Source organism: Paenibacillus sp. VT-400 (assembly GCF_001029205.1).
In the GTDB taxonomy this organism is placed as follows: domain Bacteria; phylum Bacillota; class Bacilli; order Paenibacillales; family Paenibacillaceae; genus Paenibacillus; species Paenibacillus amylolyticus.
The window spans coordinates 3,976,704-3,999,323 of record NZ_LELF01000067.1 but is presented as its reverse complement, the minus strand read 5'-3'; the positions used below and the strand labels follow the sequence as shown (position 1 = coordinate 3,999,323).

The following is a 22,620-nucleotide window of genomic DNA, read 5'->3' as shown; positions in this document are numbered from 1 at the left end:
GAGCAACGATTCAGATATTTTGCATGATTGAGCTGCCTGTCTCCCGTGTAAGTACTAGTATACAGCCAAGCCAATGGATGAGAAGCAACATGGACAAGCATCATTGCGTATAAGCTAACGGAGGTGTTCATATGCGAAAAGGAAATACAATGAAAGTCAGTGCATCACTCCTAGTTTTACTTATGGGATTCTCGCTTGTGGCCTGTGGGAACAGTAATCCTGCTGCACAGCCACCAGTGAATAATACGGAAGAACAGTCACCAGCACCGGAGCAACAATCAAATGAAAGTGCTGCAATAGAAGCAGAAGGTATTCTGACTGGATGGGCTGATCCGCATACCGTTGAGATTCGAGTGAATGAGAAGCCGATGTCATTCCAGGTGAGCGAAGATCTGCAAAAGTCTCTGGATGATATCGATGACGAAGATTCCGTTCGTTTCAAATATGTAGAGAAAACCATTGATGCAACAACGAAACAGTTGGTACTTACAGAGATTGCAAAGATTGAATCGAGTGATGACAATAACGGTTCCAATGCAGGCGGTACAGTAACGTCCGATCGTCCGAAGACATCAGAGCTGGAAGTGACGGTAGAAGGAATGACCGAGAAACGCCCAGTAACACTGGCACAAGCGAAAGGTTATTCACTTTATGTGTTTGAACCGATGGCTTTTGACGCCGAAGACCATGAATTAACAATGAAGATTGATCCGGATTATGAGGTAGAGATTGAGAAGCTGCCGGCGAATTACAATCTGGATGCGCTGAAGATGGATGCCAAGGAAGAGTTGTCCGAGACCGGAGAAGTGAAGCAGTTAACGGCTGAACAACTCAGCAACGGTCCGATGAAGGATGCAAGATTGTATATGATGTCCCAGAATGATAAGAAAACAGAGTACTTTATTGTCAAAGAACTGGATGGCAATGGTTTCATTTTCCACATCCAAGCGCCTATTGGTGAACCTTCGGAAGGTTTCCTGCCCATGGCATATGCATCCCTCAATTCCATTATGAATGAGTAGAAAAGGGATGAGCCACAAGGCTGAGCCAAACGATGTAGTAAATTAAAAAGATTCCCTAAACAGCGTGTTTCCTTGAGAGAGGAGATACGCTGTTTTATTAACGTTACTACAATAGAGATAGAATGTACCGTGTCGCGCCGCGTCGTGCATAGACAAAGAGCCGGAAGGAGCGATGCAGCTGCATAGGTTCCTCCCGGCTTCTTTACCGTGCTTCTATTCAGTTTGCAGGATCGAACCCATGTCCTGATCATTTGCTCAGGTTAGTATAGTCGATGCCTTGCGCCCTCTGAGTTCCTGATAACGGGCGATTACATTCTGATGAACGGGATGTTCGTCGGGAATTCCCATGCGTTCACGGATGAAGGCGGAGACGCCATCTTCGCGAATCATGTGTTGTAGCTTCATGGCTTCCTCGTCGCGCTTGTCATTGAACAGCATTGCGGCCGCCATAGCAGAAGTTAAATGAGGAATTTCAATTCCGAATTCACTGGCCTGCATCGCTGGGCGAACAAGCCGATCATGAGGCGAAAGCTTGCGAAGGGGGGAACGTCCGACTCGGGTGACCTGATCCGTCAGGTTGGGATTGGCGAAGCGTTCCAATATGGTATCGATATATTTGTTATGCTTCAGAGCGTTGAATCCGTGCTTCTGGATGAGCATCTGACCGGTCTCTTCCATAACATGGCGCACTTTGGCCCGCAGGGTGGAATTACTCATCACCTGTCGGATCGTCTTGAATCCTTCGAGATAGCCGAAGTATGCGGCGACACAATGGCCTGTATTGACCGTAAACATTTTACGCTCGATATAAGGTTCAAGCGAATCCACATAGTGGACGCCATCTATTTTCTTAAATCCATCCAGAAGTGCTGGACGATGAACGACCCATTCGTAAAAAGGTTCAACAGTGACCTGCAGCGGGTCTTTGTGGTTTTGAGCCGGAACAATCCGGTCCACAGCTGCATTGGGGAAAGAAACATAACGTTCGGCTTTTTTGCGAGTTTGTTCATCCAGAAACGGATAGATGCGTTTCTTCAACCTGGTGCTACCACCGATGGCATTCTCGCAAGCGATAATATGCAGTGGAGACTGATTATTGTTTTTCATGCGAAGTTGAATGCCTTTGGCGATCGGTTCGGCGATATCTCCGAGTGCAGATACTCCCACCGCGGTTGTGATCACATCGGCTGAAGCGATCTCTTCAGCAACCAGATTCTGCTCACTCACATTGATAGCCGTCACGTTGTTGACAATCGTAGTGTCCTGATCGCTATTGGCAAGTGTAATCGGATATTCCTGTCTCTCTTGAAGCATGGAGATTTTCTTCGGGTTACGTGCGACAAAGCAGACTTTGTAATCGGAAGCGGACAACATATGACCGATAAAACCGCGGCCTATATTGCCCGCACCAAAATGTACAGCTTTCATGTGTGAACTCCCCCTTTAAGGATTAAATCGCGAAATTCGTGCAGACCTTAGACGGTAGTGACGAGTGGCTTCGAAATCAAATCATTAAATGTAAGGTCGGTCAAGCAAGACAGCCGTTGGTGAGGCATATCGAATTCCAGTGTTCCTGTGATGGTATTCGAGATGACTACGCAGTGCATACCAGCCGCAGCAGCTGCACGCGCGCCGTTAGGTGAATCCTCAATCGCTACGGCTTCGTCTGCAGTTACTCCAAGGGCTTCAAGCGCTTGAGTGTAGAGTTCCGGGTCAGGCTTCACATTTGCAACATCATCTGCCGTACGAATAACTTCAAAATAATCTTTCAGTTTCAGTTGTTCCAGATGCTGTTCAACCCACTCCCGTTTGGAGCTGGATGCTACAGCCAGTTTCAGTCCGGCTTCACGTGCTTGTTCAAGATATTCCTGAATACCAGGACGCACCTTTTCTTTATTCATCAATGCAGCGTGCTGCAACTGAACGGATTCCCTGAACGCTTCCCGATCGATCGGAAGATTCAAATCTGTGATGAGGTACTCATACGGATTAAATGTTTTCAGACTGGTACCGATGCATTGTGAATACATCTCCAGGGTTAAATCTACGCCGTGTTCCTTGTAAGCATCACGAAAAGCAATATACCATGCTGTCTCTGTATCAATAATCGTTCCGTCGAAATCAAACACCAGTGCCTTAATCATAAATTTGTTCCTCCTGTTTCAGAATTAGTTTGGGGATAAAACGAAAAATGAAAATTTTCTGCAAATTCATTCCCTGTATTCATTAACCTGCGGGATATTAGTTGACGCAATACACCGAAAATGAATATTAATTTGGGAAAAAGTATGCGTTTGAAGCTAATAAAACCGTATCATAGGACAAACCGAAGGGTCAAGCGTGTTATGATTGTTTACATTGAAAATTTTCACATGTATGATTTGTTTTCAGAAAATGATGAACGTTGCAAACCGTTAACCCTTTTGCATGTAAGCGGTGTACTGAATAAACTGTTTTTACAGCTCAAAAAAATAAAACTTTTTTTATGAAAATTTGCTATTCTGGCCGTTCAACAGCTTTCGACACTTTTATAATAGAAGAAATGGAGCTGAATTTATTGGATTTTATTAGCTTTACGCCAGATCAGACCCTGTGGGAGAATGGAAGAAAGATTGTGAAAGTATATGGAGTAAGGGAGGAAGACAAGCATGTTGCAAAAGGACCGTTTCAATGGCTGCTTCATCGGGCTTGCAGTGGGTGATGCGTTGGGAACTACCGTGGAATTCAGCAGCCCGGGCACATTTGAACCCGTAACGGATATCGTGGGTGGCGGTGTATTCGGACTGGAGGCAGGGCAGTGGACAGATGATACATCCATGGCTCTGTGTCTGGCAGAAAGTCTGGTACGCAATGAAAACTTTGATCCTGCGGATCAGATGCGCAGATACACCAATTGGTACAAGGTCGGGTATATGAGCAGCACAGGCGATTGCTTTGATATCGGCGGGGCCACGCGAAGTGCCTTGGAGAGGTTTGAGATAACTGGAGAAGCTTACAGCGGATCAACTGACCCGATGACGGCGGGCAATGGCTCTATTATGAGGCTTGCGCCTGTCGCGATGGCTTACGCTAATCAACCAAACGAGGCGGTTCGTTATGCCGGGCTGAGCTCCCGGACAACACATGCTGCAACAGAAAGCGTGGAAGCATGTGAAGTGCTGGCCGCCATAATTGTTGCCGGTCTGCGCGGAGCGGACAAGAGCGTCATGCTGATGCCGGAGACATGCAGACAGTGGAGGGAAGAACCTGCTTTTTCGCCCGCTATTGAAGAGGTTGTTATGGGTTCCTATCAGAGCAAAGAACCGCCGGAAATTAAGGGCAGCGGCTATGTGGTTCGTTCACTTGAAGCAGCACTATGGGCGTTTCATAAGTCATCAAGCTTTGAAGAAGGCGCGTTGTTAGCTGTTAATCTGGGTGATGATGCGGACACTACAGGTGCGGTGTATGGGCAGATCGCAGGTGCTTATTATGGATTGAGTGGTATTCCGGCACACTGGCGGAACAAGCTGGCTATGCGTGAAACGTTCGAACAACTAACAGATGCCTTGTGGTTGAAGGCGACAGAAAATCGTTGATTAAGAGACAGGAGAAGAGAACATCTATGAGCACGACTGGACACACAGTACAACCACAGTTTTCACCGTCAGGTAAACGAGGGGCGTTTCCAATATCCCTGTTATGCCTGACGATAGGGGCTTTTGCGATTGGTATGACTGAATTTATTATTATGGGCTTACTGCCTAATGTAGCAACAGACCTGAATGTAAGTATTCCGCAGGCAGGACAACTCATTACGGGATATGCACTTGGTGTAGCGGTAGGTGCGCCGATTTTGACCGTATTTACACACAAGATTCCGCAGAAAAAATTGCTGGTGCTGCTGATGTGCATTTTCATTATCGGAAACGCATTGTCCGTTATTGCTCCCACCTATGGGTTGTTAATCTCAGCACGGATCTTAACGGCATTTGCTCATGGTACGTTCCTTGGTGTAGGTTCAATCATGGCGACGCGGCTTGTTGCGCCAGAGAGAAGGGCAGGAGCGGTATCGGTTGTTCTCGCGGGGCTAACGATTGCCAACATCATTGGCGTTCCGTTTGGTACATTTATCGGGCAACAGCTTGGATGGCGGTCATCTTTCGGGGCGATTACGATCTTGGGCATCATTTCGTTGATTGGTATCATTCGTTTCATTCCCGTCCTTCCGCAAGGAGCACCAGCGAACCTCGGACAGCAATTTCGGAATCTGGTTCGTCCACAAGTGTTGCTGGTTCTGCTTATTGGGGCGTTGGGGTGCGGAAGTTTGTTTACAGTCTTCACCTATATTACGCCGATGCTTGTGGATATTAGTGGCTTTGCGGAGCAAAGTGTGACCTGGATTCTGGTGTTGTTTGGCTTCGGTGTAACCTTGGGCAATTTGGTTGGCGGCCGTCTGGCAGACTGGAAGCTGATGCCTTCGTTAATCGTCAACTTTGGTATCCTTGCTGTTCTTCTGGCAGTGCTCACGCTGACGCTGGAGAATCCGTATCTGGCAGTGCTCACGATATTTTTCTGGGGGGTTGCCGCTTTTGGTATTATGCCAGGATTGCAGATTCGAATCATGAATATGACCCGCGAAGCACCGCTACTTGCGACAACCTCAAGTCATTCGGCATTTAACCTGGGAAATGCCGCTGGTGCCTATATGGGTGGGTATGCAATTACGCATACGGGACTTATCTCAGTGCCATTGTATGCCGCAGTTATTGCTGCACTGGGTTTGCTGGGTTTGTTCATCAGTCTGTTGATGAAAGACAGACAGACTTCACCCGAGGGTGCAGAGGTAGTTAATCCAGTATCCGTACACTAAACAGATGTCAAGAAAGCCTCAGCCATCCTGTGTAACCAGGGGCTGAGGCTTTTTGGGTATGCTGTTTTAATAGATTTCAAGCTCATTGATTCGCACATAGGTTGGCTGATGGGAAGGACCTTTACTCGCTACGACACGGATCTTGGAAGTACTGACTGCTGAAAATGTGTGTGAACGCGTTAACTCTTGATTGCCTGTAATCTGTACAAGATTCACCCAATTTGAACCATTCCAGTATTGCAGATCATAATTGGCAAGCGGGTATCCCTGGGTGGTATACAGATCAATTCGCTGGATTGAACTCGATGCCGGCAAATCAATGACGACATATTGGGGAAGTGAGGAATTACGGTTATTGGCCCAGCTATAATTTTCCCCCAAGGCCGTGTTACGATCCCCGTCATTGATTCGGGCTGCTGAATACCCGGGATAGGTGGAAGTTACCGTTATGGCAGCATTTCGTGCCAGGTTCTGTCCGGTTCCCGGATTGGTAGGGGTTTTCACAAGATTCACCAAATTCCAGCGCAGCTCGAAGAGTTTGAAGGACTTATTAAATACAGCTCCTTCTCCTTTGACGAGAGCATCAATCTTTAGAGACATGGTACTGGGCACATTATTGCTGCTTGTCCATTTCCCTGTGCCTTCAATGCCGGCAAAAACACTTACCTCAAGTATTTTTTTGCCGGCAATTTTCAGACCGACTTCCGCTTTGGCTCCTGCCCAAGCAGTGATCTGTCCTTCAATTTTATGGGTTACCGTAAGATATCTGTTCACACTGCTGTAAGGCTGGATCTTCACGGGAATAAAGACACGTGTTTTCCCTTTGACTCCCGCGGTAACCGTGTATCCCTGATCGACCTGAAATTCAAAGGTGACGTTGCCGTCAATACCAATGACCAGAAAAACGCCGACAGATACGGCTCCGAGATTGCCAGCACCAATGTTGAAGCCCATGATTGGAACTTTGACTTCTTTTTTGAACTTGGCATCACCTTTGATATAGATGTTGGCTTTCTCACCAGCAGTAAATTTTAGATCATATTTTCCCCAAAATCCGTATTTCCCCGTAACTTTGGGTGCAATCAAGGTGAGCTTACCACCTGCTTCAACGAACACTTTGTTACCGTTTGCATTTTGTTGATTTACAAGTACCTTCTTGAAATCACAGACAAACTCATTGCCGGATTTTTTGCAATTGGCAAAATCACCTGCTCCAGCAGCACGAATCACATCATTCATGTCCGTTGAATTAATATCAGTTAATTCCGTGGAGTTTATTTCATTCAGATCCATATCATTTGTATCATTCATGTCCATGGAATTCGCATCATTCAGATCCATGGGTGCGATATCCGTGGAAGCGATATCCATTGTTTCCGCATCCGCAACCATGTCCATATTTGCATCCAAATCATTTTGAATCGTGTTGTCGATGTTGAACTGTCGCATTTCAGCATCGTCATTTATATCGGTCTCTAACAAGGAAGGGGTTTCCTGAACAAGCCATTCCTTGCTATCCAATACCATCTCAGGATCAGGCATGACGATATTACGCTCTTCGAACGAGACCTCCTGCTCGGGAATATCATAGTAATCGAACAATTCCTCCACACCCGGAGTGGTGTAATCTACCCGCATACCACCAGAGCTTCTATTGACGCTTGTAACTTTGATAGCCCGGGCAGAGGACTGATCGAGAAAGATCTGACCAGGAGCTAGGTTATTACCGATTTGGGCAGCCTCTTGGGTGCTAAGTTCTATAGAACCTTTCTCTTCCACCGTTTCAAAGACGGCATTTACCACGGGAAGTCTCTTCACCATGGAAGCAGGCATGGGTTGGGTTGGTTTTAACTGATAATCGACTTGCTCGAATTGACCTGAAGAAGAAATGGGATTGCTAATAGCCAGTCCATCTTCGGAGACGTTAAATGAGATTCGAAAATATGCTTCTGAAACTGGAGCATTCACATTGGTCTTGCCTGCCCAGATCCAGCGTGCACTGGTCTCCTCAGGCATGCCACTAATCTGTTTCCAAGGATCACTGCCATACCGTCCGAAGTCAGTAGCACGTGACCATGACGAATCATCGAATTTGGGTTGCTCCCAACCTTCGATATATCGTTCAGATACTTTCCAGTTGAAATCCGTAACCAGATTCTCATCTCCGTAGCTAAGGTCTGCCAGCAGTCCCGCATAGAGGCCTATATCCTTCGCTTGAACTGCAATCACATTGATGCCAGATTGAATCGGCACAGGGAACGTATAGGCTTTGGCCCAGTCGGTGCCTTTTCCCGTCTGTCTGCCGTTTATAAAAAGTGTGAACTCATCATCTGCGGTTATGGATATTTTTCCTTCATTGTTAGATGCAGCATAGACATTGGATGGCCATAACCCCACAAGTAAAGGCAGCAATAATGTAATAACCAGGAATGAAGCCCATGCTTTTTTGATCGAAAAGCGTACATTGAACATCATCATTTTCCTCCCAGAAAATAAAGTAGTTGCAAAAGATATTGGTAGCCGAAACGTTGAAACTTTTGCGTAAGCATATCTCAGAAGAAAAATACTATGAATCTATTGAAATTGTTCATAGACACCCCCCCTATGGAAGCTATAATAAGGTAAAATATTCAATTTAACAACAGTATTTTACAATTTTTAATTATGATTCGAGAATAAAAAAGAAAGAAGAAAAACTCTGATGCTATAAGATCATTGAATTGAATCGCTAGAAATGAAAATATTGTTGCAAAAAATGGATAAATAAGTTTAAATATACTATATAAGTAATTCTATGTCGGAAAAACAGAGTGGAATCTACATGTTTCAGTGTTTTTCTGAAGGGAAGGGAGGTGATCTAACTCGTTTGTTGTAAGGGCTTTCAATATTGGATTGAGAGGAAGCTTGCTTCACCGCGTTAGAAAAAAGTTGAACTTCAGCATCAAGCGTAATCCAGTGAAACTTCGAGAAACGCATACTTAAGTTTGACAAAATTGAGAGGAGAAATTGAGATGAAAAAACGTATTACAATCCTTTTAAGTCTTTCGATGATCGTTGCCATGATTGCCCCAACAATGGCTTTTGCTACGGATTCCAGCGAGGTTGGTGCTCAGAACACAGCGTATGAATCTATGAATGTATCCGGAAATGACGCAAACAATGCGCTGGCTAACACTCCGGTGGTGCCTGCACCACCGGGTTTTGATGGCTATCGAAACAATATTCCGCACGGAAATACCAATCTGATATCCTATTACTCCACAACGGTGGGCAATACACGGAAAGCGACCGTGTATACACCGCCAGGATATTCTCCGAATAAAAAGTATAACGTCTTGTATCTCCTGCACGGCATCGGCGGGGATGAGCATGAGTGGGTCAATGCAATGAAACCCAAGAACATTTTGGACAACCTGTATTCGGAAGGCAAGCTGTCCCAGATGATCGTTGTCATGCCGAATGGCCGTGCCATGAAGGACGACCGTCCAGTCGGTGACATTTTTGCTCCGGACAAAGTGGCTGCGTTTGAACGGTTTGAGCAAGACCTGCTCAAGGATCTGATTCCTCATATCGAGGCCAATTATCCGGTATACAAAGACAAGAATAGCCGTGCGTTGGCCGGTCTGTCCATGGGTGGTGGGCAGTCGCTTAACTTCGGATTGAAAAATCTGAATACCTTCGCTTGGGTAGGGGCCTTCTCGGCTGCACCGAATACGCAATCTGTATCACAGCTGGTTTCCAACCCGGGACAAGTAGCCAGCCAACTCAAATTGTTGTGGATCTCCTGTGGATCAAGTGACGGTCTGTTATGGGTCAGCCAGAACTTCAAAAACGGCTTGAGCAGCATGAATATTCCGCATACCTTTTATCTGGATGTAGGTGGACACGAACCATCTGTCTGGAACAGCGGCCTGTATCAGTTCTCACAACGAATCTTCAAATAATTTAATTTGAATTAGCTTCTTGAAGCAATCGACAGGAGAAACAGGAATTCATATCGATATGTAGCCTCAGTTCTGTTCTGCACAGAGCTGGGGCTTTATGTTGGTTAGTGTGCGAATATGACATGATGAGTGAGAGAGAATATGTTAGCATAAAGGAAGCAGATCCACATGGAGCGGGTAGTTAATTACATAGGTAGATACATGAAGGAGAGAAATAGGATGTTCTATTACAAAGGTGCATTCCGGGAAACGGACAATGTGATTTATTTTAAAAGCGATGTTTCATTAGCCCAGAATGATGTTGTCCTATTTGGTGAAAAGAAGTATTTTATCGAAAGTGTGGAAAAAGAATTTCTCCTGCTTCAGCGGGTGGGCTCCATAGTTTCTGTGAGTCTGTGAAATCTTCGCAAGATCATCCCCTTTTTCAAGTGTACGTGCACTTCTGGGCCACTGCCTACATACAATAGATCGACCCTGTTCCCACATGTGCTCAGGCCAGATCGTTGTAAAACTGCAGGAGGTGTCATCTGTGCCCGGATTGTTTACCGCAATTGCTCTATTCATTAAAGAGTTAACGTTACTCGTCTCGTATGTCAAAAATAATGCGTTCCCCCAGCCACTGGCTGAGGGTGATGAAGCCAAACATTTGCGCCTTATGGCTGAAGGCAATGCTCACTCTCGCAATCTGCTCATTGAACACAATCTGCGCCTCGTCGCGCATATCGTCAAGAAGTTCGACAATACGGGTGAAGATCAGGAAGACCTGATTTCCATCGGAACCATTGGTTTGATCAAAGCCATCGAAAGCTTTCAACAAGGCAAAGGTACGAAGCTTGCCACATTTGCGGCGAGATGTATTGAAAACGAGATACTTATGCATTTGCGTTCCCTGAAGAAAACACGCAAAGACGTATCCTTGCACGACCCCATTGGTACGGACAAAGAAGGCAACGAAATTACGCTGATCGATATCCTCGGAACAGAAGCCGACGACGTTGTAGATAAAGTGCAGCTGAAGATTGAAAAAAGCAAAATTTATCGTAATCTCGACATTCTGGATGATCGGGAGAAGGAAGTAGTGATCGGTCGATTTGGCCTGGAAGCAGGCGGGGAGGAACGAACTCAACGCGAAATTGCGAAGGAACTGGGCATCTCACGTTCTTATGTATCACGGATTGAGAAACGAGCGTTAATGAAATTGTATCATGAGTTTTATAAGCAAAAGTAGTTGTTGGATAGATAGCGCTTTTCGTTAAAAAGATGGTGCTTTCTGAACCTTCCGCATTTGTAGGGAGATGCATTAAGATCGAAAATTTGATACACTGCGCTCTCTGAAAATGGCACGGACAAAGAGGGCAATGAAATTACACTAATTGATATCCTCAAAACAGATTGGAAAAGAAAAAGGAATAGATTAACAGACCAGAGGGCGCCTTTATCAGGAGCCCTTTTTACTGTGAAGATACTTAAAACTGGATCTAAATAGTATTAATTATTTGGGGTTATGACCTAAATAAAGGAATTTCCATTCCCGTTGAAGAATATCTTGTACACAGACCAATTTAATATATAAGGAGTAAATCATAATGAAGCAGCTTTTTCAGAAAACTCCACTGTGGTTTTTGTTAATCTGGATTGTAGGATTTATGATGATCGTGTTCAACTCGTTTCAATCAAACTCGGGTACCATTAACTTGCTTGCATTATTCATAATTAATGTTGCTAATGCTATTCGAATTTGGAAAAACGAACGTTCATTAGCAATTACCTTTTTAGTTGTTGCCGCTCTATGCTTGGCTTATATTTTAAAATACTTCTATAGATATGTATTATCAGCATGACGTGGTATGAGAATAACAAAGGAATGTACATAGGCTGATGATAGTATGGATCGGATGCAACTTAAGATTAATAAAAGCCAAGGGCATGAAATAGGAGCATATGAAGAGGTTACCTTTTACAAAGGTGACCTCTTTGCTGTGCAAAAAAATATATAAAAGAGGATATGTATTCTGGGCAGATTATTATATGATGAGTAATAATATTTTGCATCGTAGAGAGCATTTGCAGAAAGAGAGTGGTGGTTGATCATGCAGCAAGAAACGTTAACAAGGGGATTAAAGAACAGGCACGTACAGTTGATGGCGATCGGAGGTGCGATCGGTACAGGTCTGTTTCTCGGGGCAGGCAAAACGATTCAGCTGACAGGGCCATCCATCTTGCTGGCCTACATTATTACGGGTGTTGTATTGTTCCTGATCATGCGTGCATTGGGGGAGCTGCTGTTAAGCAACTTGCAGTATCATTCCTTTGTCGATTTTGTGCGTGATTACCTGGGAAATATGGCGGCATTTATTACAGGCTGGACCTATTGGTTCTGCTGGATCTCCATTGCCATGGCTGATATTACGGCCGTTGGATTGTATACACAGTTTTGGTTTCCAAATGTACCTCAGTGGATGCCAGGGTTAATAGCGTTAGTCATTTTATTAATCATGAACTTGGCAACGGTCAAGTTGTTTGGGGAGATGGAATTCTGGTTTGCCCTGATTAAGGTCGTGGCTATTCTGGCACTCATTGTTGTTGGTTTATATATGATCTTCAAAGGTTTTACGACGGATCAGGGTCCAGCGAGCTTCACCAATCTGTGGAGTCATGGGGGATGGTTTCCGAATGGACTGCATGGGTTCATCATATCGTTCCAGATGGTGGTATTCGCCTTTGTAGGCATGGAACTGGTGGGACTGACAGCGGGGGAGACGGAGAACCCGGAGAAGGTTATTCCGAGAGCAATTAACCAGATTCCGATCCGGGTACTGCTCTTCTATGTTGGCGCACTGTTGATTATTATGAGTATTTACCCGTGGAACGCCATTGTGCCTACTGAAAGTCCGTTTGTACAAGTGTTTGCCGCTGTGGGTATTGCAGCTGCCGCCGGCATTGTGAATTTCGTGGTACTGACGTCCGCAGCGTCAGCGTGTAACAGTGCCATTTTCAGTACAAGTCGTATGGTGTTCTCCATGGCAAAGGATCACAACGCACCCGAATCGTTTGCACGACTGAATAACAGGAAGGTTCCTTCCAACGCGCTGTTTTTCTCCACGATTGTTATTTTGATCGCGATTCTGCTGAACTATATCATGCCAGAAGGCGTATTTACGCTGATCACGAGCGTGTCGACCGTGTGTTTCATCTTTGTCTGGGGCATCATGGTGATCTGTCATCTCAGATATCGTCGTACTCAGCCGGAACTGGCGAGTCGTAGCCGCTTCAAACTGCCACTATATCCGTTTTCGAACTATTTAATTTTGGCTTTTCTGGCATTTGTGCTGGTGGTATTGGCATTGGCCGAAGATACGCGTGTGGCACTTTTTGTCACGCCAGTGTGGTTTATTCTTGTTGCGGGGATCTACCTTTTTAAAAAGAAAAATTTGAGTAATAACAGACAGTAACCTTACCATCCTTGCCAAATAAAGCCGCCCAATGATATTGGGCGGTTATTCGTATTTATATTCTTGCAGCCTCTTTGCCTTCACGAATGCCTGCGTAGATTGCACCACAGATATCGGTGGTATACTGGCCCGACATCCCTTCAAGTGCCGTGTTGGTGAATGCTGCAACACTAAGTTCTTCTTTTGGATCAACAAACCAGGAATGACCGTAAGTTCCACCCATCTGCCACGTACCCGGGGATTCCGGTGTACCGGCTGCGACAGGATCTTTAAGTACGGTAAAACCAAGGCCAAACCCTCTGCCTGGCCAGTATGGCATCACGAGATCACCGATTTGATTTGTAGACATCTCAGCCGCAACGGCTTCTGTAAGGAGAGGCTGTCCTCCTTGTCGCAATGCTTCAAGTAAGGTAAGGAAATCTCCGGTACTTCCAACCATACCTGCTCCGCCCGATAAGTAAGCAGAAGTATGATTCGCACGATTGGGTGCCAGTCGGAAGCCAGCAGTACCCTCAATAAAAGGAATCTGCTCCAACTCCTTATGAAGGAGACGTGGTTCTTCAGAACCATTAGCATATGCGGCTGTCAATCGTTCCGAATCCACCGCAACAAAGTCAGTGTCGGACATGTGGAGTGGATGAGTAACCAGCATTTGAACAGCTTCTCGTAGTGACATCCCAGTTACCTTTTCGATAACAGCACCAAGTACATCTGTCGCAATGGAATATCTCCACATGTTTCCAGGCTCATACAGAAGAGGAGCAGAAGCCAGCCTTTGCAGATTCTCCTCCAGACTAATTTCAGACCAATCCATTCCGTCCGATACTCCTGCAAGCTCATAGGTTCCCTGATCTTCTTGGAAGAAACGGTATGTCAAGCCTGCGGTGTGTGTCATCAACTGATGTACTGATATTAAAGCGTCCTGACCATTGGCAAGTTTGGGCCGGAATGCAGGAAGCCAGCGTGTCACCGGATCATGCAGACTCAGCTTTCCTTGTGAGATTAATGCCAGAGCTGCTGTCGAGACAATAGGTTTGGTTACGGAAGCAAGTCGAAACAGAGCGTTTTCCGACATGGTGCGTTTTTGCTCCCTGTCCGCGAAACCAGCAGCCCGGCTGTATATCAGTTCCCCTCTTAAAGCAACTTGTACAACTGTTCCTACGATTCTTTTTTCGCTTAGAGCGCGGTCAATGGCTTCATCCACATAAGTATGCAATGTCGTCATGTCTTTTTTTCCCATGCTTATCTTCCTCTCACCAACTGATGTATTTGATTTCTCGTGATAACTGTGTTTATTATATAAATGATTGATCTTGTAATACATGGTTTGTTAAAGGCATTATAATGAATTTTCGAATATACTTAAGGTAATTTCTGAATATATCTTATGTATTTAAAGGAGTGGATCACATGGACGAAATAGATCAGCATATTCTGTATCACTTGGAGAATCAGGCGAGATTATCCATGACCGAACTAGGCAAATTGGTGGGATTATCTCAGCCCGCCGTTACTGAACGAGTCAAACGAATGGAAGAAAAGGGAATTATCGAGGAATATCGAACCGTAATCTCCCCCTCCAAATTGGGCAAGCAAAGCACTGCCTATGTTCTTTTTCGTACCCGGGATTGTTATCCTTTCCTGGATTTCTGTCGTGCATCACCTGAAGTTGTGGAATGTTATCGGATAAGCGGGGAGTACAATTACTTGCTAAAAATCCTCACAGATACCATTCAGGGACTCGAGGAGTTTCAGAACAAGTGTGATCCGTACGGTACTTATATGACTTTAATCACAATGTCTTCTCCAATTGCACATAAGAATCTCGTGGAAGGACCAAATCTGTTGGCACAGGCAGAATAAACCGCAGTCTATAAAACTATAAAATGAAAAACAGAAAAGGAGTCCACATCAAGTGAACTCCTCTTTCCTCCTGCGTGTAACTCATGCAAAATGCCTTCCTGTTAATTTGCTCTGGTAAATCCATATCTATAAGCCCGCATAGCTACAAGCAACGCAGGAATGAGCAAGATAAACAGCACCCCAGAAAGGTATCCTGCTCCAAATACTTCAAGAAGGATGCCCCCGATGATGCCTCCTCCGCCAATCGCCAGATTCCATGCTGTAACCAGCATCGATTGAGCGACATCTGTGCTTTTGCCTCCGGCTTGAGCGATGGCAGTCTGTAACAGTGTCGCGGCTCCGCCAAACGTAAGTCCCCAGATCATGATGCCAAGGATAATAATCACAGGTTGATGAGTAGCGATTCCCATCACGACAGAGGCCAGAGCGAATGATGCCAAGCTAATGATAACCAATCTCCTCAAAAATCGGTCAATGAGCATGCCGGTTAACCAAATTCCAACAATGGAAGTAAAACCGAAAATGAGCAAAATCAAGTCGACTCTGTTAGCAAATACGGTCTGGGCAAGGTAGGGAGAAATATAGGTATATAGAATGTTATGGGCAAGCATCCAGGCCAGAACAACAAACAGAATAGGCCTAACTCCCGGAATTAAAAACACCTTATGCAGCGGAAGACGTTCACCAGCTGGCTCTCCGGCAAAATCCGGCATTCTCCAGAGAACCCATACGATTAAAGCTACGGTTAGAAGAGATACTATTCCGAAGATGAGGCGCCAGCCGACATAAGAACTGAGAAAACTACCGATTGGAACACCCAGGGCTAATGCTACCGGTGTGCCGATCATAGCCACGGCCATGGCTTTACCTTTTAACGAATCCGGGACCATCCGACGAGCATAACCTGCTGTCATTCCCCATAACACACCCGCAGAGACTCCCGCCATGAAACGAGCAGCAAGTGTCAGGATATAATCCGAAGATAAGGCGGTAACGGTGTTAAAGACAAGAAAACCACTAATGCATACTAACAGTAGAGGTCGGCGTCTCCATCCGCGTGTAGCAGCAGTCAAGGGAATGGCAGCAACAAGTGATCCAATGGCATAAAGAGTCACCAATTGTCCGGTGAGGGCTTCTGTGATCCCCAAGTCTTTTGCAATTTGCGGCAGCAGTCCCGCAGGCAGGCTTTCGGTGAGGATGCAAATAAATCCCGCCATGGCTAATGCAAGAAGCCCAGCCCACGGAAGGCGTTTTGAAGATATGGAAGGAATCTCCCCTTGGTTTGGGAGGGATGTGTGAGCGGTCATGAATAAAACCTCATTTCTTATATTTTAATCCTATCCAGAACTATGCATATAAGCTTATCTGAAAAAATCAAACTTTTGCATACAGGATTAAAGGTAAGAAGGACGTTTTAACATGATTTTTAATTTAATTTGTGAGTTTATCCGTTAATTTAGTATGTTCTAAAGTGGACTGAAAAAATGAGCAGGGAGAATGTCTTCTCCTGCTCATTGGCTCAAGTCATTACTTCATCGGATTAGCTTTCATTTCCTGTCCCATTTTCTCAATACCGTCCAGAATTTGATATCCATAACCCCAGAACTGGCTGAAATCTGTGACATAGATCTGTTTGTTTTTGATTGCGTTCATACTTTGCAGGGCAGGGTTGGCATACAGATTTTGAATCAGCTTATCGATATCCGGTGAACCGGCATACGCGGACAAGAGCAGGTAGTCCGGGTTCGCTGTGATCAGTTGCTCAACACTTACCTCACCTTGCACACCATCAAACGTATTTTTCAGCCTCAACAGGCCAAGTGCATCAAGCTGATACGTATCATTTTGCATGCTGCTTACCGTAATGGTGTCTTCCGTAGCGGGTACGATATAGGCAAAACTATGCTCAGGCTGATCGGCTACACTTGCCTTAATAGCTTCAACACGAGTCTTCAGACTTTCGGTGAATGTTGCGGCATTATCCTGAACGTCGAAGATCTTTCCAAGTTGTGCAATATCGCTATAGAGGGTTTCGAGTGTGCCTTTGTGATTCGTCGTTTGCAGAAACGTGCGGATATTCATGTCATTCAATCCATCGACGGTACCCACGCCCCAGTCTGCATCAGCGAAAAGGTCGCCCCGTCCGAGTACCAGATCCGGGCTTGCGCCTACAACCAGCTCTTTACCTACATAATCCTTGGACAATACCGGAATTTTGGCGAAATCATCAGCCACATCGGGTGTAACGGAACCGTATAGAGCAGCAACACCGACCATTTTATCGGTCAGACCTAATTTGATGAGCATCTCAGCCGCAGATTGGGTATTCGCAACAACACGTTCAGGTGCTTTATCGAATACTTGCACTTTGGGTTTCCACTCGCCGCCCTCACCCGAGATCGTGAAATTCTCAATGGTGAGCGGGTACGTCGTTTTATTTGTATTCTCAGCAGGAGCTGAAGTTTCTGTCGTGTTAGTAGTTGAAGTTGTTTCTTCGGCAGGGGAAGAAGTTGAAGCGTTCGAACAGGCTGCAAGCAGCAGTAACAGGAGACTTAGAGCAGCGATGCCAATGGTTCTGGATGTGAATTTCATTAAATGATGAACCCCTTTTCTATGTGTTTTAAATTGACAAAGATAATCATTCTCAATTATAATCCGAGAAAACAAGTTGTAAATAGCTAAATTTAATTTGTTCTACATTTTACGCGAATTGATGGGGGAAGAGATGGCACAGACGGTTCAGGTTCAGACACAGCGTATGGGGAAAAGAGAGTCTCTGATTCATAGTAAATCCGGGTTTGCTTTACTGATTGCAGCTTTAATCATGATTACGCTTATATCCGTAGGTATTGCAGTTTCCATTGGACAGGTTCGTATCCCGCTGGTGGAGTCATATCGTATTCTTTTATACAAATTAACGGGATTTCAGTGGGGGACAACACCCATTGAGGCAGGTTCCTTTACCGATATCATTTGGCAGATTCGTTTCCCGCGTGTGCTGATGGCGATGTTTATCGGTGCAGGCTTGGCCTTGTGCGGTGCTGTTATGCAGGCTGCTGTGCAGAATCCGCTCGCTGATCCTTACATACTGGGTATATCCTCAGGCGCTTCACTTGGAGCAACCTTTGCAATTCTTATTGGATTCGGTGCGATTGGGTGGCTAGGTCAGACGGGGGTGGCTTTCTGGGCCTTTGCCGGTGCGATGGGTGCGTCATTACTGGTCCTGACTTTGGCAGGGATTCGGGGGAAAATGACGTCGGTCAAGCTGGTGCTTGCGGGAATGGTGATTAACGCGTTATGCAGCGCTTTTTCGAACTTTATTATTTATTTTGCCAACAATGCTGATGGCATCAAAACGGTGACGTTCTGGACCATGGGCAGCCTGGCGGCTTCCGGATGGAACAAGCTTCCACTCGTGGGTATCGTCGTGCTGGTGGCGATTCTATTCTTCCTTTTACAGTCCAGAGTTCTTAATACGATGTTATTGGGGGATGAAGCAGCGGTTACGCTGGGCATTAATCTGAGTGTGTACCGCAGGGTGTACATGCTGTTAACCGCTTTGGTGACAGGCGTTATGGTGGCGAGCTGTGGCATGATTGGTTTTGTCGGCCTCATTATTCCGCATATCGTCAGAGGTCTCGTGGGTTCCGACCATCGTAAGGTGATGCCTGTATCCGTGCTGTTTGGAGCTATTTTCCTCATCTGGACGGATGTTATTGCACGATCCCTCATATCCAGCGTGGAGTTGCCAATCGGTATTATTACGGCCATGATTGGCGCACCAATGTTTATGTATATGCTGGTCAAAAAAGGCTACGGTTTTGGAGGAAATTAAACATGAAGCTGAACGTAGAAAATGTATCCATCTCTGTGCTGAACACGGACATCATCAAAGATATTTCATTACAGGTGAACGGTAAACAGTTCGTCGGACTGATCGGACCCAATGGTTGTGGCAAGTCAACGCTGCTCAAGAGCATTTATAAAGTGATCAAACCGCAGCAAGGTAAGGTTTTTCTGGACAATACCGATATTCTCAAATCCAGTCCAAAGCTTGTATCCAGACACATGGGCGTTGTTGGCCAGTTTAATGAATTGAGTTTTGATTTTACAGTACGCGAGATGGTCATGATGGGCCGTACCCCACACAAAAAAATGCTGGAGACGGATAATGAACGGGATCACGAAATCGTCGAGCAGGCTTTGGAAAAAGTACATCTGACTGGACATGCAGACCGCAATTACGTGTCTCTGTCTGGTGGAGAGAAACAGCGTGTGGTCTTGGCACGTGTCTTGGCACAGCAACCCCAATTCCTGATCCTGGACGAGCCGACGAACCATCTGGACATCAAATACCAGCTTCAGATTCTAAATATTGTCCGTGGACTCGGCATTGGCATATTGGCAGCGCTGCATGATCTCGAACTCGCGGCAGAATATTGCGATTATCTCTATGTGGTGAAAAAGGGCCAGATTGTGGTCCATGGCAAACCGGCTGATATTCTGACTCGCGAGATGATTGGTGAGGTATTTGATGTCGATTGTGAAATCTATACAAATCCAGTTACGGGCGGCTTAGGCATTGCTTACCTGAGTACACGTTGATTGGGACTATATCTTTGTTTGGATGACGTGGAGAAATCTTTCGAAATAATCAATTGAAGTGAACATAGACCGTACCTGTTGGAGCGATGTTGATAAGAGCTCATAGGTGCGGTCTTTTTTTAGAGGGGAGGACGCATCTATTGAAGCTTAGGATCAACGGGATGAACATGAGCACCTTTACTGACTTCTTGGAAAATATCTGAGGAATTATCGCTATGCGTTGAAGAATTGTTGCTGTTGTCTTGTTGTGGGTGTTCTCCCGTTGCTGGACTACTGCCTGTAATTGCATAACTTCGTAGGATCTCTTCCAGATCTCCAATCGTTACGGAACGAGCATGTCGTTTCAGGACATAACCAAGTTGACCATTGGGTTCCACCGTCGCCGTCTCCAGATCATCTACACTTGTAATTCCGTGCTGTCGCATATGCATCTCAAGCTGATCCATCGTATAACGCATACGTTTCAGATTCGCTATAATGACCTTTCCGTCCTCTACCACGATTTTGGAACTGCCACTCATTAACCGTTCAAAAATATTAAATTTCAATTGCAGTTGTTCCACTACAAGCAATGTCAAAATGAATACCGATGCTGATCCAATCGCTTTGCCAAGCTCATGATTTGCGATGGGTTGTACAATCGTTGTTCCGATGGAGATCATGATGACCGTTGTGGCGACACTCATCTGTGAGATCGACTTGCGTCCTGCAATTCGCAGCAGAATCATGCCGATAAGTACAAGTAAAACAGATTTCCATATCCAGTCCATACGTATATTCCTTTCTATTCCAGTATGCGCTTTGTTTCTTAGACTGTTCTGGAGTTGGAGGAATTATGCAGATGGCCAAATCCATAGCTTTCATTCCGCCCACCAGATCGTTTACAATAGGGTATTGATGAAGTGAACAAAGGAGCGGGTTACAGTGGCAAAACAGAAATATTATGTTGTCTGGGAAGGCAAGAAGCCGGGTGTGTATAACACATGGGCAGATTGCAAAGCGCAGACGGATCATTATACTGGAGCAAAATATAAATCCTATGAGTCCAAAACAGCCGCAGAAGAAGCGTATCGTGCTGGCTGGAAAGGGAACTGGGGTTCAAGTGCAGGCGGAGCGTCGAAGACAAAGTCGGCTGGTAGCGGAAGAAGTGCTGGCATGGAAACGTCAGAGGAAGTGGATTACGACAGCGTCTCTGTTGATGTGGGCACACGTGGTAACCCCGGACCTGTAGAATACAAAGGAGTAGACACCCGCACCGGTGAGGTTATTTTCTCCGTCGGACCGATCTCCAAAGGCACGAACAATCTGGGCGAATTTTTGGCCATTGTACATGCCCTTGCACATCTGAAAAAAGAAGGCAGTACCAAAACGGTGTATACCGACTCGGTCAATGCCATGAAATGGCTAAAGCAGAAAAAAGTAGCCACGACATTAGCACGGGACAACTCCACGGAAGAGATCTGGCTGATGATTGATCGTGCGGAGCAGTGGCTCCAGACGAATACGTACAGCAATAAAGTGCTAAAATGGCAGACCAAACAGTGGGGCGAAATCAAGGCAGATTACGGCCGGAAGTAGGAATTTTTCCGTATCAATTTCATAATACCTTTCGCTGCTTCAATCAAGGCTAGATATAGATAAATGCGGTTTAATTTGTCTATATCTAGTTACAAAAATCCATTTTTAGTGAGTTATGAAATTGATTTTTCCAAAGGATGCCTCCTTTATTTCTGGTCTATTAGAATCGTTATTTACAATTTCCAGTTTCCGCTCTATAATCATCTGAATATGATTAGTTAAACATATGGAGGAGCCTGTCATCTGCAGGCCCTCTTTATCTTTTTGGTCCACTGATTAGCAAGTCCATTCAATAGAATGGGGTATTTGAGTATATATTGCAGGAGGCAGACATGAGTTCCATTTATAGAAGTGAAGAAGGCAAGAGCAGCATACTTGAAGAGTATGAGATTTATTTGAACGAGTTGGGTGAGAAATTTACTCGGGAGTATGTAGAGACGCGTTTTGGAAAGACGCATGTTTTACTGACGGGTCCTCTAGATGGTAAGCCGTTATTTATTCTCCAGGGCGGTAATTGTGTGAATCCGATGACATTGTCATGGTTCTCTTCTTTATTTAAAGAATACCGGATTATAGCTCCTGATACGATTGGTCATCCTGGTTATAGTGAGGAAGCGAGTATTTCGACACGGTTTGATAGCTTGGCATTATGGGTATCGGATCTGTTAGATCACTATGATATTGAAAAGAGTGCATTTATCGGTCCATCGTTTGGAGGAGGCATTATCCTCAGACTGGCTACCTATATTCCGGAACGCATCTCGTGTGCCGTATTGGTTGCTCCTGCGGGTCTTGCGGTCAATTCCAAAATTAAAACAGCTCAGGATATCACGCTGCCACTCGTCAAGTATCGTATGACGTCTTCACCATCTTCTTTGCAAAAAATTACGGACAACATGTCATGCAACTGCATGAAAGAAATGGATAAAAACATTATCGGCAAACTTTTTAAATACGTCAGCATAGATCAGGATCTGCCCAAGCTTACGGAGCGGGAAGAACTGGTGAACTACACGTCACCAACCTTGTTATTGGTGGGGGAGAAGGATGTCTTTTTCCCAGCGGATAAGTGTATTGAGCGAGCTCAAAAGATTATTACGAATGTAGAAGCCATCAAGTATGATACAGGACATTTTCCTTCACAGGACGTATTGGTTCAGATGAACGAGGAAATCGGGCGTTTTTTACAGAATAATTATTAATAAAAGCTGTAAATGAAGGATGAGAAATGTTATTCTCCAGTTTAATAAAGTAATTACATCCATCTGTCGATACTCTATATAAGAGAATGCTTTTCTTCTATAGAG

Annotated in this window: 19 protein-coding genes; 12 read left to right on the top strand and 7 right to left on the bottom strand. The window is 45.2% G+C overall.

The genetic code is table 11. The features are described from left to right. The first annotated feature begins 131 nt into the window (after window positions 1-131). Window positions 132-1,022 carry a hypothetical protein gene (locus tag EL84_RS28185; protein WP_047843850.1) on the top strand — a complete coding sequence of 297 codons (891 nt, stop codon included), beginning with the start codon at window positions 132-134 and terminating at the stop codon, window positions 1,020-1,022. 255 nt (window positions 1,023-1,277) lie between these two features. On the opposite strand, the gene EL84_RS28180 is transcribed toward EL84_RS28185, so the two are convergent. Continuing rightward, the gene (locus tag EL84_RS28180) at window positions 1,278-2,450 is read right to left on the bottom strand and encodes a mannitol-1-phosphate 5-dehydrogenase (RefSeq protein WP_047843849.1); all 1,173 of its coding nucleotides are present in this window, start codon (window positions 2,448-2,450) and stop codon (window positions 1,278-1,280) included. A 47-nt stretch (window positions 2,451-2,497) separates the two neighbouring features. Then, window positions 2,498-3,166 (bottom strand): HAD family hydrolase, encoded by a 669-nt coding sequence (locus tag EL84_RS28175; RefSeq protein WP_047843848.1) that lies wholly within the window; start codon window positions 3,164-3,166, stop codon window positions 2,498-2,500. Between the two features lie 504 nt (window positions 3,167-3,670). Between EL84_RS28175 and EL84_RS28170 the strand changes: the two genes are divergently transcribed. After that, complete coding sequence (locus tag EL84_RS28170) at window positions 3,671-4,597, top strand: ADP-ribosylglycohydrolase family protein (protein ID WP_047843847.1); 927 nt, start codon at window positions 3,671-3,673, stop codon at window positions 4,595-4,597. A 26-nt stretch (window positions 4,598-4,623) separates the two neighbouring features. Further along, window positions 4,624-5,871: an MFS transporter gene (locus EL84_RS28165; protein WP_047843846.1), complete on the top strand. Its 1,248-nt coding sequence runs from the start codon at window positions 4,624-4,626 to the stop codon at window positions 5,869-5,871. Between the two features lie 66 nt (window positions 5,872-5,937). Here EL84_RS28165 and EL84_RS28160 read toward each other — a convergent pair whose 3' ends face one another. Beyond that, complete coding sequence (locus EL84_RS28160; RefSeq protein WP_161799450.1) at window positions 5,938-8,349, bottom strand: hypothetical protein; 2,412 nt, start codon at window positions 8,347-8,349, stop codon at window positions 5,938-5,940. 653 nt (window positions 8,350-9,002) lie between these two features. Between EL84_RS28160 and EL84_RS28155 the strand changes: the two genes are divergently transcribed. From EL84_RS28155 to EL84_RS28135, 4 genes are all read left to right on the top strand, one after another. Further along, the gene (locus EL84_RS28155) at window positions 9,003-9,815 is read left to right on the top strand and encodes an alpha/beta hydrolase (RefSeq protein WP_370511457.1); all 813 of its coding nucleotides are present in this window, start codon (window positions 9,003-9,005) and stop codon (window positions 9,813-9,815) included. Between the two features lie 219 nt (window positions 9,816-10,034). Then, on the top strand, window positions 10,035-10,214 hold the full coding sequence (locus EL84_RS28150) for a hypothetical protein (protein ID WP_036615241.1): 180 nt from the start codon (window positions 10,035-10,037) through the stop codon (window positions 10,212-10,214). A 130-nt stretch (window positions 10,215-10,344) separates the two neighbouring features. Then, window positions 10,345-11,043 carry an RNA polymerase sporulation sigma factor SigK gene (sigK, locus tag EL84_RS28145; RefSeq protein ID WP_047843844.1) on the top strand — a complete coding sequence of 233 codons (699 nt, stop codon included), beginning with the start codon at window positions 10,345-10,347 and terminating at the stop codon, window positions 11,041-11,043. Window positions 11,044-11,905: 862 nt separating this feature from the next. Beyond that, window positions 11,906-13,267, top strand: a complete 1,362-nt coding sequence (locus tag EL84_RS28135) for an amino acid permease (RefSeq protein WP_047843842.1) — start codon at window positions 11,906-11,908, stop codon at window positions 13,265-13,267. A 55-nt stretch (window positions 13,268-13,322) separates the two neighbouring features. On the opposite strand, the gene EL84_RS28130 is transcribed toward EL84_RS28135, so the two are convergent. Further along, window positions 13,323-14,507, bottom strand: a complete 1,185-nt coding sequence (locus tag EL84_RS28130) for a serine hydrolase domain-containing protein (RefSeq protein WP_047843841.1) — start codon at window positions 14,505-14,507, stop codon at window positions 13,323-13,325. Window positions 14,508-14,677: 170 nt separating this feature from the next. On the opposite strand from EL84_RS28130, the gene EL84_RS28125 reads away from it, so the two are divergent. Beyond that, window positions 14,678-15,130, top strand: coding sequence for an Lrp/AsnC family transcriptional regulator (locus tag EL84_RS28125; protein WP_017687134.1), 453 nt, complete (start codon window positions 14,678-14,680; stop codon window positions 15,128-15,130). 101 nt (window positions 15,131-15,231) lie between these two features. Here EL84_RS28125 and EL84_RS28120 read toward each other — a convergent pair whose 3' ends face one another. Beyond that, window positions 15,232-16,437 carry an MFS transporter gene (locus EL84_RS28120; protein WP_047843840.1) on the bottom strand — a complete coding sequence of 402 codons (1,206 nt, stop codon included), beginning with the start codon at window positions 16,435-16,437 and terminating at the stop codon, window positions 15,232-15,234. Window positions 16,438-16,657: 220 nt separating this feature from the next. Next, window positions 16,658-17,722: an ABC transporter substrate-binding protein gene (locus tag EL84_RS28115; protein ID WP_053061633.1), complete on the bottom strand. Its 1,065-nt coding sequence runs from the start codon at window positions 17,720-17,722 to the stop codon at window positions 16,658-16,660. 166 nt (window positions 17,723-17,888) lie between these two features. Between EL84_RS28115 and EL84_RS28110 the strand changes: the two genes are divergently transcribed. Both EL84_RS28110 and EL84_RS28105 read left to right on the top strand, forming a co-directional pair. Then, entirely contained in the window at window positions 17,889-18,965 is a 1,077-nt protein-coding gene (locus EL84_RS28110) for a FecCD family ABC transporter permease (protein ID WP_047844451.1), read from the top strand. 2 nt (window positions 18,966-18,967) lie between these two features. After that, window positions 18,968-19,735, top strand: coding sequence for an ABC transporter ATP-binding protein (locus EL84_RS28105; protein WP_047843839.1), 768 nt, complete (start codon window positions 18,968-18,970; stop codon window positions 19,733-19,735). 137 nt (window positions 19,736-19,872) lie between these two features. Here the strand turns inward: EL84_RS28105 and EL84_RS28100 are convergent, their stop codons facing one another. Further along, entirely contained in the window at window positions 19,873-20,505 is a 633-nt protein-coding gene (locus EL84_RS28100) for a DUF421 domain-containing protein (protein WP_047843838.1), read from the bottom strand. 154 nt (window positions 20,506-20,659) lie between these two features. Here EL84_RS28100 and rnhA point away from each other — a divergent pair, with 154 nt between their 5' ends. Both rnhA and EL84_RS28090 read left to right on the top strand, forming a co-directional pair. Then, entirely contained in the window at window positions 20,660-21,313 is a 654-nt protein-coding gene (rnhA, locus tag EL84_RS28095) for a ribonuclease H (protein ID WP_047843837.1), read from the top strand. 332 nt (window positions 21,314-21,645) lie between these two features. Continuing rightward, window positions 21,646-22,515, top strand: coding sequence for an alpha/beta fold hydrolase (locus EL84_RS28090; protein WP_036668513.1), 870 nt, complete (start codon window positions 21,646-21,648; stop codon window positions 22,513-22,515). Window positions 22,516-22,620 lie beyond the last annotated feature (105 nt).